This is a genomic window from Paenibacillus turpanensis, from assembly GCF_011421635.1.
Taxonomy (GTDB): Bacteria; Bacillota; Bacilli; order Paenibacillales; family YIM-B00363; genus Paenibacillus_AK; species Paenibacillus_AK turpanensis.
The window spans coordinates 24,407-39,868 of sequence record NZ_WTLI01000019.1; the positions used below are offsets into that span (position 1 = coordinate 24,407).

A 15,462-nucleotide genomic window follows, 5' to 3' on the forward strand; every position below is an offset into this window, starting at 1 on the left:
ATTCGTCGTTACGTGGAATCCGATGTTTTGATTATTTTTTCGTTTCCGTTAACTTGCTTTCGCCAGCTGTGCCCGTATCCGAACCGGAATTCGCATCAGATTTCGCATCGGTCGAGCCTGGTCTCAAGCTGCTAGAGCTGCTAGAGCTGCTGGAGCTACTGGAGTCCGACTGACCCTTTCCCGAGAGGCTGCCGGAACCTGCTGCTCCTGTATCCTTATCGTCTGTAGCAGCTGCTCCGGAGTCTTTAGAATCCGTGCTGCTGCTCGGCGAACTCGTGGTTTCCTTGTCGGAGTCCTTCGATGCACCGCTCGATGGCAGAGAGCTGCTTGGCGAACCGGTCGACGGATCGCTGCCCCCCTCCGAAGGAAGCGTAGTGGAGGATGGTACCGACGGCTCCTCAAGTTCGCCGCCCGTAGCCGGTGTTCCGGAATTGTTATTACAGCCTGTCATTAATCCAAACGCAAGTACCGCCCCTAAAATCCCCTTCATCCAATTCTTCATCGATCATTCTCCTTTCAGCATATGCTTCTCTGTCGGTCCGAAGATTCTCTTAGGCGTTTGTTCCCCCCGACAACTATCACTTTACACGGAAAAAATGACCATTCCGTAATCAAATTGCAATCAAATCTTTAAAAAAAGTTAAAAAATGATTTGTCTGATCCCCCGGACATCACGACCCCTGCAAAATAGCTTCGCATTACGAAGCTTTTAACAAAGCTTGTTCGATTTTGTTAGGAAAGGGGAGCTGAAGTGATGGACAAAGCAACAATTCAAGAAGCTGTAAAGCAAGCCTGGGATCATCTCAAAACTTCTGCAGCCGGCTTAATGAAGGAAAATGAGAGTATTCCTAAAACGATATCCATCGAGCTTCAACCCGACGCTTACGACAAATGCAAAGAAATGGCTGAGCGCTGCCACATTTCGATTGAGGAGGCCGCTTCACGCTTGATTCATTCTTCATTAGAGGAGCTGCACTCCGCTGGCTCTATACCTGACACGCAGCGCTGGAAGCAGAATCCTCTCCTCTCCCTTGACTCAATGATCACCACCATTCACCTGCAAAAAAAGAAGGAGGAGTGCGATGACAACCACCCCACGACTGGATAACGCCGATTCTGTATTTATCGATCAATCTGTCATTACAGCTTTCATGGACCCGGTGCATCCAAAGTATAGGAAGGCTCGCTCGGTGCTGTACGATTTGGATGATTTAGACCGTCACTTAGTAACGACGAACGCCGTCATTTTCGACATTCACGAATGGCTGCGTAACCATTATGACTACGACCATGCTGATGCCTTTTTCCATGTGATGAACAAAGCGATTGAAAAAGAGTCCCTCAGCGTGCTCGCGGTTCCTACCGAATTAGAACAGAAGGCCAAGCAGTTCGTTGCCGAAGCGCCGCAGTTCCAATTTTCCCTAAGCGAAGCTCTTACCGTCGTCGTTATGCTGCGTTACGGCATTAAACGAATTTTTACGTTTAACAGCACCTACAAGCAGCTCCCGGTCCTAAACCCAGAAATTAAGGTCATTCCCAGTGTTTTGTAGGCCCCAAAGCTCTAACGCAAATAAAAAAGACCGACTCCCGGCATGCCCTTATCGATCGAGGCATCGTTCCCGAAAGTCGGTCCTTTTTTTTATAATCCGCCTAATCTCTCTCGTAAATGGACCCGATTCTACTGGCGAACAGCTCGGAATACACCTTCTCGGCGTAAGAATCCGTCATCCCAGAAATATAATCGGCAATCAAGCGTTCCCACGTCCATTTTCCTTTTTGCCGTTCGTAGCTCTCCAGCCAATCCGGCGGGATGATCAGCTTTCCCGTATCGTAATGCTTAAAGCTGTCCCAGAGCCGTTGAAGCATAATTTCGCTGCGTTTTTGCAGACGCTGTACCCGAAAATCTTTAATCATCGTTACCCAAGCCAGCTTCTTCAAAATTTCCATCGTACGAAGAAGCTCGGTATCCTCGGCCCCGTCGCGGACCAACGTAATCCGTTTCCAGCCTGTAGACGGATCGTCAATGATCCCAACGCCGTTGGCGAATCGGCTGACCCATCTGGCCTTCATCTCCCGTCGTGCGCGGGATGCCTCGCGGCCGCATTGAATATAAATCGATTCCCACTGCTCTTGGTAATCGACCAGCACGCGCTTGACGAGCGCTTTCATGTCCGCCTTTTCCCAGCCGACACCGATATTCCCCGTATCATTAATAATTTCTTGAATGACCTCGTCAACCAAGCGGTCATCCTCGAAAAACACTTTATTCATCTGGATTTTGCCGGCACGAATTCCGTCCTCGATATCATGGGTGGAATAGGCGATATCATCGCATAAATCCATCAGCTGCGCTTCTAATGTCGCACAGCCGACAGGCATGTTCCACAGCTGGCGAAGCTGGTGGATGCCTTCCCATTCCATACCATAGACACCCTTGTTTCGCCCGGGCTCTTCCAGGCTAAACGGATATTTATTCACGGCGAGAAGCACCGCTGCCGACAAATTAAGTCCGCTTTCGCTGCCCGCCCTTTTTTCCAAAAACATGAGAATTCGAAAGTTTTGCGCATTGCCCTCGTACGGAATACCATGCTCCGCCGTCAATAGATGATGCAGCACCTCTTCCCCTTTATGCCCGAACGGCGGATGGCCCAGGTCATGCGCAAGCGATGCGCATTCCACCACCTCGGGCTCCAGCATGAGACCGGGGTGCTCCTTGTTGGCTAGAAACGGATACATCCGCCCCAAACGTCGCGAAACCTCGCGGGCAATCTGCGATACTTCGATGGAATGGGTCAGCCGGGTCCGGTAATAGTCGCCTGATCCCGCACCAAATACCTGCGACTTCCCCTGAAGTCTGCGAAACGCGGGCGATTGAATTAGTCTGGCATAGTCCTTGTCGTATTCGTCGCGATCCTCACTTGGCTGAATCAGCTCCGTATCGTCCAGCCGGATTTTTCGTATATCCATCAATATGTCCTCCACTCACTGCCGCTGTAGCTTTATCTACTTCCAATCTACGGTAAATATGTATATTCAGGAAAGGCCGCAGCCTGCCCGATCGCGTTGCCCAGTTCGTCCGTAACGTTCCACACCGCTGCCCGTTGAATCGTAAATCTACGCCCCGTCGCAGATATTCGTACGCCCGTATAATGATCAGCATATCCTTGCTCGCTTACCGCAGCCATAAACCGCTCACGGTCTGCCCGAATCAATGCTTCAGCCGTGTACCTCGATGGAGTGGATGTAAACCGGTCCCAATCCATTTCCCACAGCTTCAGCGCAGCCGCGTTCCCGTAATTCAAGATCGGGTCAGCCTCCGTCCCGTGAGACAAAACCACCATCTTCGAATGGAACAGCCGCTCCGCCAGCGTTCCGTTACCAGGCTCCAACAATGGCCTTCCCAAAAGCTTTTCATAGCTTTCGACCAAAAGTCTGGCATGCTCTTCATTTGTTCGTGTGCTTGATGAAGACGCCCGAATCGCCTTTTGCCAATGCTCCATTTTGCCCCCATCCCGCTTCCGTGCCATCCGGCACTCCCTGCAAAACAACTTGTTATACTGTCCGATTTTTTAGGACAATCTATTCCTTCTCTATTTCAAGCTCATACTTTTCAATTCTCAATCCGGTGTATAAGTCTTCTGCTTCCCTCAGCCTTCGTTCCGCATATTCCGCTGTCAAATGAAGTGAAATAAGCGTTCTTCCTCCGTTCCGAACTCCTGACAGCACATAAAGCCACGGAGTCGACATGAGCTTCAGTACCCGCTGCGCCTCTTGATATAAATGGTCTACCTCTTCTACCGTTTGCGCTTCCTTCAGCATCGCTCTCGTTTGCTCGAATTGAGTCCGCAGGTCCCACTCTCTTGGATCAATTACACCGGCAAAAAATGAATCCTTATGATTCTCAATGTATAAATGAATCGAACGCTCCCGCTCGAGCTCCCGTTCCGCTTGATCGATGGCGTGTCTTGTTTCCGCGCTTTGCAGCTCGAAACGGCTGCGGATTTGGTCGCCGAACGATGCCCGCTCCCGTTCCTTATTTGTTTCCGACATAGGATCCTCCTGATGAGAAAAATAACAATGGTATCATATTCGACACTATTTTCATTATCCCTACCGACACCATCATTTTATCCTGTCTATGGAGCGTATGGGTTCTTTATCCAAAGGGCAAAGTACATGTATCCAACACAAAAGGCAGGTGACGGTTTGTGACCACTGTAAAATGTATCGTTAACACATGTACGCATTATTTGTACGGCGACCGCTGCAGCGCAGGCAATATCGACATCATGCACGAGGAAGAAACCGCCATGTCTCAAGTCGTCGAGCAGACGATGTGCAAATCTTTCACCCATGCTCGAAATGTGTTCAGTTACTTAGGCTCCGCAGACAATATGAATGTGGCAGGAACCATCGCCGGGCTCGTAAATCCGGAATATCTTGTGTCGCCTTCGATTTCGTGTACCGTATCGTCCTGCGAGTATTGGGCCGAAGGCGCAAGATGCGTGGCGGAAGCAATCGAGGTAAACGGGCTGCATAGCGACGAATGCCAGGATACGAATTGCAAAACCTTCTCAAGGAGAGCGAACGCATGATATACGAAATGAAAACGAAGGAGCTTGATGAAGCGACCCAATATCCGCTCGAGGTGCTTTCGGGCATGACGGGACTTGGCATGGCGACGATTGAAGATCTGGCACGCCAAGGGTGCTTCCCGATTCAAAATCAGCAGGGCGAACGCGTCGTAAACGGTAAAGCCTTCCTCAGCTGGGCGCACTCGGTTGGCAGCAAGGTTGAGGTCGAGTCTTCGAGCTATCCGACAATGGAAGTGCCTGACAAGTAAGATTCCATCCCCTATACGACCAACCTTTTACAGGAGGGTAGAATCCATGTCACAACGTTTTTTGGCTCAAACTGGCGCTGCTTTGCTGTCGCTCCTGCTTGCCGCCGGGTGTTCGTCGGCTTCGGGCAGCCATGGCTCAACAGGAGTCCCTGTTACCCACCGCTCCACCGATCCGTATACGTTATCCTCCGCATTTAGCGGCGACGGAACAAACGGATCGCACATGAGCATGCTGACTGCTGGTACGGAGCAAAACGGAAGAGCGGCCCAGCCGGCAAGCAACACGTTACTGCAGAGCAGGTTTCCCGGTGTTCTTATGCTGCACGGCGATCCCAATAGCAAGACGGTCGCTTTGACGTTTGACGACGGTCCGGACGGTATTTATACCCCAAAGGTTCTGGACGTGCTGAAAAAGCATAAGGTGAAAGCAACCTTCTTCGTGATGGGCTCGCGTGTGGAAGGGCACCCGAGCGTCACGAAACGGATCGTACGTGAGGGTCATTCTCTAGGGAATCATACGTACTGGCATCCGAAGCTGTATCAGGAAAATATCCAAAGGCTGCGCTGGGAGGCTGCGCAAACGGACAAGATTATCCAAAGCACGGTCGGATACTCACCGAGGCTCTTCCGTCCGCCATACGGCGGTCTCAATGAAGACGTCCTGCGCGAGCTGGAGAAGATGAACTTTCGTGTAATCGGATGGTCCGTGGATTCACGCGACTGGACACAAGCGGATGCCGGCACGGTTCAACAGACTGTGCTGGAACAGCTGCATCCGGGCGCCATTATCCTTATGCACAGCGGAGGGCATTGGTCGCAGGATTTATCCGATATGGTAGAGGCGGTGGACCAGCTGATTCCGCAGCTCAAAAACAAGGGTCTCCGCTTTGTCACCATTCCGCAGATGCTAGGCATCCCCGAACGTAAGTAGGCCGCTTCGATGCGGCCTTTTTGAGTTTTCAAGTTCGGCTTCCCCTTCAATTCGGCACCTCCAGCGAATCGTGCCGAAATCTAAGATAATGTGCTACAATATTCTCATAGATTACTAGAAAGATGGAGGATATTGATATGGACACTGAAAAACCCATCTCAAGACGAAAGCTTCTTACCGCATTAGGCGCTGCTGGGCTAACCTACGCAACCGCAGGAGGTTTATTGGAGGGCACTGCCCGCGCCTCCGGTACAGTCTCCCCTTCCTCCTCCGTTTACAATGTGAAAGACTACGGTGCAGCGGACGGGAACAGGTATCATCAAAACGGAGCAGAAGCAATTCAAAAAGCAATTTATGCGGCAACCACTAACGGTGGAGGAACCGTATATCTTCCAGCGGGAAACTACTATATTAACACCATTGTTATGATCAATTCGAATATCCGTTTGGTCGGCGACGGACAAAATCTTACGAAGATTATTGCCGGTAAAACTTATCTCACAATGTTTCGCGCTATTGACAATAGTGAGAATATTAGTATTTCAGATATCGGGTTTGAGGGCTTGTTAAGCGTCGGCGCTGTTTATGACCAAATTGAGCGAGCCTTGCAGGCCTCCAAGTCCTCTCGCCTCTCGATTACAAACTGCAGCTTTAAGCAATTCGCCAATGCACTTTTACTGGAAAACTGCAATGAAGCAAGTATTAGCGATTGTACCTTTACGAAGATGTATACTTATGAACAGGCAGAAGAAGGCATTGCCCTCCTTTGCAAGGGCGGTTTCGGCACTCAAATTCGATCCAACCGTTTTGAAGATACACAACAGAGCGGCGTTCATTTAATTAACGATTCGAACGGTTTTACTGTCAGTGATAATATGTTCTACGAATGCAAAGGAGCGGCGATCCGCTTAATTGGCAAAGAGAAGTCTTGCAGCGGAAATACCATTTGCAGCAACCGGATTCAAAGCATACGAGAAGGCGATGCCATTCGTCTTGAGGGATTGTGTTCACGCAATCTGGTTGCCGACAATTTCATCGAAAAAGGACCGGCAAGCGGCATCACACTTAGCGGAAGCGGGAGCCCCGGCGTCGGCAAGCCTACAGGCAATCGCTTAGAAGGAAACTTTGTTTCCGATGTCAAGACCGGTATTTATGCCGTTCACACTGACACAAACACCTTTTCCCAAAACGATATTAGAACGGTGGAGATCGGAATCGCAATCGATGCCGACGGCAAAGCGGCATACAGCTACAGCGAAAATAACCGGCTCCTGCATAATTCCATTCACTCCTGCAAAAAACAAGCGGTGCTGATCGCCTCAAAATCGTGCCGAAAACAATACGTTGCTCATATTGAGGGCAGCGGCAACAAGTCTGAGGTGACGGATCAAGGGGAGAATACAATACTGCTTTAGAATGATTGCGGTCGGTTTAACCCCATTCGTCTGACAGGCGTCCCAACATAAAAGGCTTTTCCTCTACATCAGTGAGGAAAAGCCTTTTTTCAACCTGCAAAATTGCAAACTATCGGACTAAAATTGCCCGTCTCGCCTTTTTATTCTTTTGAGTGGTGCTTGCGGCAATACGCCTTCCCTGCCGGCTGCCGTATTTCTCATGCCGCTCCTCCCGGCGAACCCTCTTAATCCGCTTCACCCATTGGTCAGCGGTCAGCCCATTATGCTTCGCATGATGAAAGCGTTCCGCCCAATCTTTACTACTGTCATAGCGGTCCATCAGCTTCAAAACGGGGCGGTATGCCATAAACAAAGCGCGGGCCGCGGGCGCCGAATAATGATAGGCTTCGATCAAATTCCGGACAATTCCGCGTTCGTACCGGTCAAGCCTCGTTAGCGTCCTCATTCTCAGCATAGTCCCACCTTCTTCCCTTCCATATATAGAACCCATCCAACCGTAGGCTTGCTTCAAGCATTTCATTGCAGTATACGATCTGATCCCCCAATTTAACAAGATCGATCGGTTTTCCGTGCTGATTGCGAACGATTTGGTCATAAAACCATTCGCTGTCTTTGTTTAATTGTATCGCATCCTCTACCAGCTTTCCAGTATTGCCATCAGCTAACGGACCGCTGATAATATCCGGATGGCGACCGCACGGATCGTAGCTGTCCGTTGCATACAAACGATGTGAATAGACAAAATGAGCCCACGTATGATTTGCGGTTACAAAGTGAAGGGAGAAGGCTTCCGGCGGAACCGATAAAATGCGGATTTTAAGAACGGCCGGATTAACGGCTTCAACCCCGGCATATTTTTCCTGCATGGATCTTGCCCACTTCTTGGCCTGGATTAAGCTCGAGGTGGTATACAAGCCGGCCCCGAAGTCCCTTCTCGGGTTCCAGTATGCCGCATTCAGCAGCTTCCTGCGAAAGCTCGGCACATACACATCCAACGTACCATGATAAATATAACCCGATAATTCGACCTGTTTCATCTTTTTATGAGCGCTCCATACATGGTTTCGAGAATATTTTCCCCATATCTGTAATGTATACGATGTCCTAGGGTGAGTATATAAGACATTTGGCCCTATGTATGGAAAAAAGGCTCCCGTACCTTATACGGAAGCCTCCAAATTACAATGATTTGATTAAAATGCCGGCACTACTGCACCTTTGTATTCCTTCTCGATAAAAGCTTTTACTTCTGCGGAATTGAGCGCCTTCGCAAGCTTTTGCATCGCATCGGAATTTTGGTTATCCGGACGCGCAGTCAAAATATTTACATAAGGAGAATCCTTGCCCTCGATGAAAAGAGCGTCCTTCGTCGGATTCAGCTTCGCTTCCAGCGCGTAGTTTGTGTTGATCGTAGCAAGCTCTACCTCCGCAAGTACACGGGGAAGCATCGCTGCTTCCAGCTCGCGGATTTTCAGGTTTTTCTTATTTTCCACGATGTCCTTCACAGTGCCGCTTACACCAACGCCCTCTTTAAGCTTAATAAGCCCGTTTTTCTCAAGAAGAGCAAGTGCACGGCCCGCGTTTGTCGGATCGTTCGGGATCGCAACCGATGCGCCATCCTTCAACTCATCCACAGTCTTGATTTTCTGGGAGTATGCGCCGAACGGTTCGATATGAACACCGGCTACCTTCACCAAATCCATCTTATTGTCTTTGTTGAATAGCTCCAGGTATGGACTGTGCTGGAAGAAGTTTGCGTCCAGCTGCTTCTCAAACACCTGTACGTTCGGCTGGATGTAGTCGGTGAAAACCTTAATTTCCAGCTCAACACCTTGCTCCTTCAGCATTGGCTTTACGAATTCTAAAATTTTGGAATGCGGAACTTCCGTCGCACCAACCGTCAGCTTTACTGTCTTCGCCGGCTCGGCTCCGCCCTGCGCTTTGCCCGCCTGATCAGCCGGCTTCGTTTCTTCCTTTGCGCCGCATGCCGCAAGCGTAAAAGCAAGAACAAGCGATAACAGCATTAGAACAGATTTTTTCATTGATGATTCCTCCCTTTTTTCTACTTCTGAATATATGAAACCCTGCTTATTTTCGGCTCATTTTCCGGACGTACCGGTCACCGGCCATTTGCAGAATTTGCACCAAAACAAACAAAATCACAACGGTGACAAACATGATATCCGTGCGGAAGCGCATGTAGCCGTAACGGATGGCCAAGTCGCCTAATCCGCCACCACCGACGGCTCCGGACATTGCTGTATAGGAAACCAGTGCGACTGCGGTCACTGTAATTGCAGCAATAATTCCAGTGCGTGCCTCGGGAAGCAGCACACGCGTCACAATTTGCCAGCGTGTCGCACCCATCGCCTGCGCGGCCTCGATTACGCCGCGGTCGACCTCACGCAGCGCCGTCTCGACCAATCGCGCAAAGAACGGCGCCGCCGCAATCACCAGCGGTGGAATGGCACCTTTCACGCCGATCGAAGTGCCCACGAGCAGCCGAGTGACCGGAATCAGCATAATCAAGAGGATGATAAAAGGCACGGAGCGCAGGACATTCACAACGAAAGATAGGAATGAATGAATAAGTGCATTTTGCAGCGCCTGTCCTCTCGCGGTCATAAACAGCAAAATTCCGAGCGGCACACCAAGAATGACCGTAAACAAGGTTGATAAACCCAGCATAAGCAGCGTATCCGTCGTCGCCTGCCCGATTTCCGGCCAGTCGATATCCTGAAAGGTTCCCGTGGCCAGTGCCATTGCTGCAGTTGTCAGCTTCATGTACAATCCGCCCACCAACACGTCAAGCATTGCCGATCACCTCCACCCTTGCATGCTCCTGCAGTTTTTGAATAGCCAGCTTTACCTGGCTTTCCTCCCCTTCCAGCTGCACAATAAGCTGACCGTACGGAATATCCTTTAGCTTGGAGACCGTCCCTTGCAAAATGACAAAAGACACATCAGTCTGTTTGACCGCGTCATGCAGAATCGGCCGGTACGTATCCTCGCCAATGAAGGTCAGCCGGATCATCGATGAGCTTCCGCCTTCCGGCAATTCCTCCGGTCGAAGAAGCTCCGCCCGTCCATCGGTCTGCTCGACAAATTCTTTAGTCGTGGGGTGCTGTGGGTTCAAGAACACATCTGCAACCACGCCCTCTTCCACAATCGTACCTCGTTCAATGACGGCGACCCGATCGCAAAGCTCGCGGATCACATTCATCTCGTGCGTAATCAGCACGATCGTGAGCCCAAGCGAACGATTAATTTTGAGGAGCAGCTGAAGGATCTGCTGCGTTGTTTGCGGATCGAGCGCAGAGGTCGCCTCGTCGCACAGCAGTACACTCGGATCGTTCGCCAGCGCTCTCGCGATACCGACCCGCTGCTTTTGGCCTCCGGAAAGCTGCGCGGGGTAATGGTGACGATGCTCCGATAGACCAACCAACGCAAGCATTTCATCCACCTTGCGGTCAATTTCCTGCTTCGGCTTCTTTGCCAGCTGCAGCGGAAACGCTATGTTTTCGGCTACTGTAGCCGTAGATAACAGCGCAAAATGCTGAAAAATCATGCCGATGCTCCGTCTTGCCTGCTGCAGCCCAGCATTGTCCAGCGTCATAAGCTCCGTGCCGTTCACGTATACACTGCCGGTCGTCGGACGCTCAAGCATATTGATGCAGCGCAGCAGCGTACTTTTTCCGGCGCCGGAATGCCCGATAATCCCAAAAATTTCTCCCTTATGCACGGTTAAATCAATGGGCTGAAGGGCGGTTACGCTCGTTTTGCGCGAAACATACTGCTTCGAAACTTGCTTCAGTCGAATGACTTCGTTCACACGGATCCCTCCTTTTGTCAAAATAAAAAGCCCCCGTTTTCCGCAGAAAACAGGGGCAGCTATATCGATCAGCGAACTCCCCTTCTCATCTGCCAGAACGTTGTCGTTCTGAGGAATTGGCACCATGACGTATTGCAGCAGCAATACCGGTTGCCGGGCTTCATCGGGCCTGTCCCTCCGCCTCTCTGGATAAGAAGTGCTTGAGCACTTTATGGAATTAATAAACATCGGGTCAAAAACTATACCTAAATTTACCCTATGGAAAATCAGTTGTCAACGGTTTTTGTGTGGTAAATTGAACCAGCTGGGAAAGCGATTGGCTTCCCGGCAAGTCTGGCTTGTCCCCGTGGCTGAAGCATCACGGGTGTGCAAAATTAATACAAGTAATTTGTATTAGTCGGCATTTCGAACACGCCCGCCGCTTCAACAATACAAATTACTTGTATTAGTCAGCCGATAGCCCCGGCTGGGGCTTCCGCCTAACGCTCCACCCCCGCCGAAATCACTCGGTAGCAGCGAAGCGGGGCACGAAGCATTCGTCCCCCCTCACTCCTACCAAGCTCGCGCATCGACCGCCCGATTTATTGCTGCTCTTCGTTTTCGTTCACATCATATTTATTGATATGTGCGGTCATCGCTTCCACCGCTTCGTCTACATCGGTTGTCGCAGGAACCGCTTTAACCTCATCATCCGTCTTGTCAAGGAAGTTCTGCTGATCGGCGCGGATTGCGTCCAAGCTGTTCGTCATCGTATATCCCTCCTTTTTAATCGCGGTGGAACCTTAATCAAGCCTGCAGTGCAAGCACACTTCTATTCGAACGAACTACGCTGCAAGGTCTCGTTCACATCCCGCTAAGTTACTATTCGCAGTTGTAATATGCGCTTGTATTAAGGCTTCAATACCACTTTTATACAATCATCCGTCTTTGTATCAAATTTCTCGTATCCGTCACGCGCTTCCGACAAGGGCAGACGATGGGTAATAATCGTCGTCGGATCAAAGCGTTCATGAACAATATCGTCATACAGCTTCGGCAAGTAATGAATGACCGGAGCCTGTCCCATTTTCAACGTAATATTGCGTGCAAATAGATCCCCCAAAGGAAACGCATTGTAGCGCAGGCCATAAACGCCGACAAGCTGAATTGTCCCGCCTTTGCGCACACACTGACTGGCGATAAGGATCGGACCCATCGTTCCTCCCTGCAGCAGCAGAGCCGTTTCCACCATTTCGATCAACGTTTTCTTGCCGTCCATGCCGACACAATCAATAACTACATCCGCACCGCCCTTAGTCATTTCCTTCAGATGGTTGCCGATGTTTTTCTCATCTTCAAAGTTGACGATTTCCACATTATTGGTGCGCTTCGCGTGTTCCAGCCGGTACCCGATATAGTCAACCGCGATGACCCGCTTCGCCCCTTTCATCCAAGCGAATTTTTGCGCCAGCAGACCAACCGGTCCGCAGCCAAGGACGATTACCGTATCCCCCGGTTTTACCCCGGCGTTATCTACGCCCCAATAAGCGGTAGGCACGATATCGGATAAAAAGAGCAGCTTCTCATCCTCCAGCTCGCACGATTCCGGGATGCGAAACGGTACAAAATTTGCATATGGCACCCGCAAATATTCAGCTTGCCCGCCTGCGTAGCCGCCAAAGGTTTCGGAATAGCCAAAATAGGCCCCTGCTTCTCCGTGCGGATTCGAATTATCGCATTGGCTTTCCAGGTTGTGTGTGCAGTAAAAGCAAGTTCCGCAGGCGATGGTAAACGGGATGACAACCCGATCGCCTTTTTTCACATGCGTAACATCGGGTCCGGCTTCTTCTACAATCCCCATCGGCTCATGCCCGATAACCGCCCCATTCGGTAAATTGGGAATCATGCCATGAATTAAATGCAAATCCGATCCGCAAATCGCCGTACTCGTCACTCGTACGATAATATCGTCACGCTTTTCGATTTTAGGAGCGTCAACCTCTTTGACGACAACGTCTTTTATCCCTTGATACGTCACAGCCTTCATTCGTAAGATCTCCTCTCGGACAGGATCGCAGAACCAAACAGCGGTTAGAACAGATTAGACGGCTTAGAGCACTATTCACTCTGTAGAATTCGCTATCTTTACCGCAATATGCATGACCTAGGAACGAATAATAGCTGTGACGAACCATCCGCCACCATAAACCCGCTGCAGCCTCCGTACGTCCACGTCCGAATACCGGTTTTGCCCAATAAAAAACTGCACCGCCAATGTTAGATGAGTTTCTAACAATTGGGGTGCAGTGCTAAATGGTGCAGTTCCAAGCATTTATGCCTTGACTTTTTCCTCGTATTCATCCATCAGACGGTAGATCATGGTCACTACCGCTTCTGAAGCATCCCGGTTCAAATGGTGAAGGGCATACAAGTAAGTGAGCGGGAATGCGCATGTATTGTTGCCTTCTTTAATATTCGGGAGCCCAACCTCAAGCATCGGTCCATGCTCTTCGTTATTAACAACATCAAAATGGACCGCTTCCTCTGGAAATTCCTGTTTTACAGTTTGTATACAGGTTGGAAGAATCTTTTCCTCCAGCAGGCGCTTCGCGTCCTCTTCACTTTCAGGTGGTACAGGGAACCCCTGAATAAGATTATTATCAATTTTGTCGTAGAAAAAGGAGCAAATCCAGCGCTCGGGATCAGGAGTAGCCTGCAGCTTTTTAATAATTTCGGAAAGAAAGAAGCCGCAGGAATAGGATCGGCCGTCGCCGCTTAGGCGGAACGCAAACAAGGTACCGTATAGCGGGTGTTCCGCAGTTTCTCCATCCACTTTATACTCGGAAAAACGTTCGGACAGCATTTGCTGAATATGCTGAAACAATACTTGCACTTGCTCTTCATGACTCATTTCTTCATTTTGGCTCATGATTGCTGTTCCCTCCTTGTTTTTCCATCTTAACATGAAATTACGCCACCCGCAAAAATATATGCCGACAAAAAACGACCTAATGAGTGTATTTTAATTCTATCGAATTAATACTTGAATCCCGCGAACAACACTCCAAATAAAAGAAATCGTGCTAAGAATGGCGAGAAGGATAAACACTGCTGTAAACGTTCCAATGAAAGAACCCGCCAAGAGGAACACAAATCCGAAAATCGAAACGAGCGGCAGCAAATGCGCCAATAGTGCCTCTAACGAATTGCGCTTCACCTCTCGATCGTTCGTTACAAAGTAAATAATAATCGGCACAAGAAAAGGGGCGAAAAAGATGCTCAAATAAGCTAAGGCGGACAAAATTTTGTTTGTTTCCATTGCGATGCCTCCATTCGGAATAACTCGGTTGATATGTTGTATGTACGAGAAAGACAACTTTTTCGTTTCGTTTTTCCCTGGAACCGACGGAGAATTGGGCGAATACACTGTTGCTGAACATATTTTCAACCCCAGGAGGTCACATACATGCAGCATTACCCGATTTACCCATACTATGGCCATGAGACCGAGTGCAGGCAGCAGCCGATTCCCTTTCCCCCACAGCACCAGCCGCAGCAGCCCGGCCTTGAGTATATTATGGTACCCCGACCTATATATGAAAATCCTGCCTATGTAGGGAGCGGAAAGCTTAAAGGCCGCACAGCTATCATCAGCGGCGGAGACAGCGGGATCGGCCGAGCAACGGCGGTAGCGTTCGCCAAGGAAGGCGCGAATGTTGCGATTGCCTATCTGTATGAGCACCCGGACGCCGCCGAAACGAAGGCCCGCATCGAAGAACTCGGCGCCGGCTGCCTGCTGCTTCCGCTTGATCTTCGCACGAAGGCGGCTAATGAGCAGGCGGTGCAGCGAACGGTGGAAGCCTTCGGCGGTTTGGACGTGGTCGTCAACAACCAGGCGGTTCAATATCCGCAGGATAGTATTCTCGATATTTCGGAGGAGCAGCTTGAGCAAACGTTCCGCACGAATTTTTTCGGGTATTTTTTCATGACGCAGGCAGCCCTTCCCTATCTAAAAAATGGCGCATCGATCATTAATACCGCCTCCATTACCGCCTATCGCGGACAAAAAATGCTGATCGATTATTCCGCCACGAAGGGCGCCATCGTCTCATTTACCCGCTCACTCGCTTTGTCCATTGTCGATCAAGGAATCCGGGTTAATGCCGTTGCTCCCGGCCCGATCTGGACGCCGCTGATCCCTTCCAGCTTTTCCGCGGAACGCGTGAAGACGTTCGGCGCCGATACGCCGATGGAACGGGCTGGACAGCCGTTCGAGCTGGCGCCAACCTATGTTTATCTCGCGAGCGACGATTCGCGGTATGTTACCGGGCAAACCCTGCATGTAAACGGCGGAGATTACATTTCCTCCTAGGGACACAAGGAATGAAAGTGAAGACGGTGAAAAAAATCTCCCTTTCGGACCGAAACGCTCGGCTCGAGGGGAGATTTTGGTTTAAAAGCA

General features: G+C 50.1%; 20 protein-coding genes and 1 riboswitch. Of the genes, 7 read left to right on the forward strand and 13 right to left on the reverse strand.

Features of this window, described 5'->3' with window-relative positions:
* Positions 1–31: 31 nt before the first annotated feature.
* Complete coding sequence (locus GQS10_RS17025; protein ID WP_166244375.1) at positions 32–502, reverse strand: hypothetical protein; 471 nt, start codon at positions 500–502, stop codon at positions 32–34.
* 252 nt (positions 503–754) lie between these two features.
* On the opposite strand from GQS10_RS17025, the gene GQS10_RS17030 reads away from it, so the two are divergent.
* Together GQS10_RS17030 and GQS10_RS17035 are read left to right on the forward strand one after the other, a co-directional pair.
* On the forward strand, positions 755–1,108 hold the full coding sequence (locus tag GQS10_RS17030; RefSeq protein WP_166244377.1) for a hypothetical protein: 354 nt from the start codon (positions 755–757) through the stop codon (positions 1,106–1,108).
* Positions 1,083–1,550, forward strand: a complete 468-nt coding sequence (locus GQS10_RS17035) for a type II toxin-antitoxin system VapC family toxin (protein WP_166244379.1) — start codon at positions 1,083–1,085, stop codon at positions 1,548–1,550. The genes GQS10_RS17030 and GQS10_RS17035 overlap by 26 nt, the downstream gene beginning before the upstream one ends.
* Positions 1,551–1,650: 100 nt before the next feature.
* Here GQS10_RS17035 and GQS10_RS17040 read toward each other — a convergent pair whose 3' ends face one another.
* From GQS10_RS17040 to GQS10_RS17050, 3 genes are read right to left on the reverse strand one after another with little or no spacing between them, the layout of a single operon-like run.
* Positions 1,651–2,967 carry a deoxyguanosinetriphosphate triphosphohydrolase family protein gene (locus GQS10_RS17040; protein WP_166244381.1) on the reverse strand — a complete coding sequence of 439 codons (1,317 nt, stop codon included), beginning with the start codon at positions 2,965–2,967 and terminating at the stop codon, positions 1,651–1,653.
* A gap of 47 nt (positions 2,968–3,014) precedes the next feature.
* Entirely contained in the window at positions 3,015–3,527 is a 513-nt protein-coding gene (locus tag GQS10_RS17045; protein ID WP_243735229.1) for an MEKHLA domain-containing protein, read from the reverse strand.
* Positions 3,528–3,579: 52 nt separating this feature from the next.
* Positions 3,580–4,050, reverse strand: a complete 471-nt coding sequence (locus GQS10_RS17050) for a hypothetical protein (protein ID WP_166244383.1) — start codon at positions 4,048–4,050, stop codon at positions 3,580–3,582.
* 158 nt (positions 4,051–4,208) lie between these two features.
* On the opposite strand from GQS10_RS17050, the gene GQS10_RS23710 reads away from it, so the two are divergent.
* The 4 genes from GQS10_RS23710 (at position 4,209) to GQS10_RS17070 (ending at position 7,189) form a co-directional block, all read left to right on the forward strand.
* Entirely contained in the window at positions 4,209–4,595 is a 387-nt protein-coding gene (locus GQS10_RS23710; RefSeq protein ID WP_341805090.1) for a DUF1540 domain-containing protein, read from the forward strand.
* Positions 4,592–4,843, forward strand: coding sequence for a hypothetical protein (locus GQS10_RS17060; RefSeq protein ID WP_166244385.1), 252 nt, complete (start codon positions 4,592–4,594; stop codon positions 4,841–4,843). The genes GQS10_RS23710 and GQS10_RS17060 overlap by 4 nt, the downstream gene beginning before the upstream one ends.
* A gap of 46 nt (positions 4,844–4,889) precedes the next feature.
* Complete coding sequence (locus GQS10_RS17065; protein ID WP_166244387.1) at positions 4,890–5,774, forward strand: polysaccharide deacetylase family protein; 885 nt, start codon at positions 4,890–4,892, stop codon at positions 5,772–5,774.
* Positions 5,775–5,911: 137 nt separating this feature from the next.
* Positions 5,912–7,189 carry a glycosyl hydrolase family 28-related protein gene (locus GQS10_RS17070; protein ID WP_166244389.1) on the forward strand — a complete coding sequence of 426 codons (1,278 nt, stop codon included), beginning with the start codon at positions 5,912–5,914 and terminating at the stop codon, positions 7,187–7,189.
* 109 nt (positions 7,190–7,298) lie between these two features.
* Here GQS10_RS17070 and GQS10_RS17075 read toward each other — a convergent pair whose 3' ends face one another.
* The 9 genes from GQS10_RS17075 to GQS10_RS17115 all read right to left on the reverse strand — a co-directional run bounded on the left by GQS10_RS17075 (position 7,299) and on the right by GQS10_RS17115 (position 14,319).
* Entirely contained in the window at positions 7,299–7,643 is a 345-nt protein-coding gene (locus GQS10_RS17075) for a hypothetical protein (protein WP_166244391.1), read from the reverse strand.
* Positions 7,612–8,226: a DUF3990 domain-containing protein gene (locus GQS10_RS17080; protein WP_166244393.1), complete on the reverse strand. Its 615-nt coding sequence runs from the start codon at positions 8,224–8,226 to the stop codon at positions 7,612–7,614. The genes GQS10_RS17075 and GQS10_RS17080 overlap by 32 nt, the downstream gene beginning before the upstream one ends.
* Positions 8,227–8,382: 156 nt before the next feature.
* A complete protein-coding gene (locus tag GQS10_RS17085; RefSeq protein ID WP_166244395.1) occupies positions 8,383–9,231 on the reverse strand; it encodes a MetQ/NlpA family ABC transporter substrate-binding protein in 849 nt (282 codons plus the stop codon).
* A 46-nt stretch (positions 9,232–9,277) separates the two neighbouring features.
* Positions 9,278–9,952, reverse strand: coding sequence for a methionine ABC transporter permease (locus tag GQS10_RS17090; protein WP_166244568.1), 675 nt, complete (start codon positions 9,950–9,952; stop codon positions 9,278–9,280).
* A 43-nt stretch (positions 9,953–9,995) separates the two neighbouring features.
* Positions 9,996–11,021 (reverse strand): methionine ABC transporter ATP-binding protein, encoded by a 1,026-nt coding sequence (locus tag GQS10_RS17095; protein ID WP_341805091.1) that lies wholly within the window; start codon positions 11,019–11,021, stop codon positions 9,996–9,998.
* A gap of 82 nt (positions 11,022–11,103) precedes the next feature.
* Positions 11,104–11,217: riboswitch (SAM riboswitch) on the reverse strand.
* 385 nt (positions 11,218–11,602) lie between these two features.
* Positions 11,603–11,770: a hypothetical protein gene (locus GQS10_RS17100; protein WP_166244399.1), complete on the reverse strand. Its 168-nt coding sequence runs from the start codon at positions 11,768–11,770 to the stop codon at positions 11,603–11,605.
* 140 nt (positions 11,771–11,910) lie between these two features.
* The gene (locus GQS10_RS17105; protein WP_166244401.1) at positions 11,911–13,047 is read right to left on the reverse strand and encodes a zinc-dependent alcohol dehydrogenase; all 1,137 of its coding nucleotides are present in this window, start codon (positions 13,045–13,047) and stop codon (positions 11,911–11,913) included.
* 285 nt (positions 13,048–13,332) lie between these two features.
* Positions 13,333–13,965, reverse strand: coding sequence for a hypothetical protein (locus GQS10_RS17110; protein ID WP_166244403.1), 633 nt, complete (start codon positions 13,963–13,965; stop codon positions 13,333–13,335).
* Between the two features lie 63 nt (positions 13,966–14,028).
* The gene (locus tag GQS10_RS17115; protein WP_166244405.1) at positions 14,029–14,319 is read right to left on the reverse strand and encodes a magnetosome magnetite crystal formation protein family; all 291 of its coding nucleotides are present in this window, start codon (positions 14,317–14,319) and stop codon (positions 14,029–14,031) included.
* Positions 14,320–14,466: 147 nt separating this feature from the next.
* Between GQS10_RS17115 and GQS10_RS17120 the strand changes: the two genes are divergently transcribed.
* Positions 14,467–15,372, forward strand: coding sequence for an SDR family oxidoreductase (locus GQS10_RS17120; protein ID WP_166244406.1), 906 nt, complete (start codon positions 14,467–14,469; stop codon positions 15,370–15,372).
* Positions 15,373–15,462: the final 90 nt, after the last annotated feature.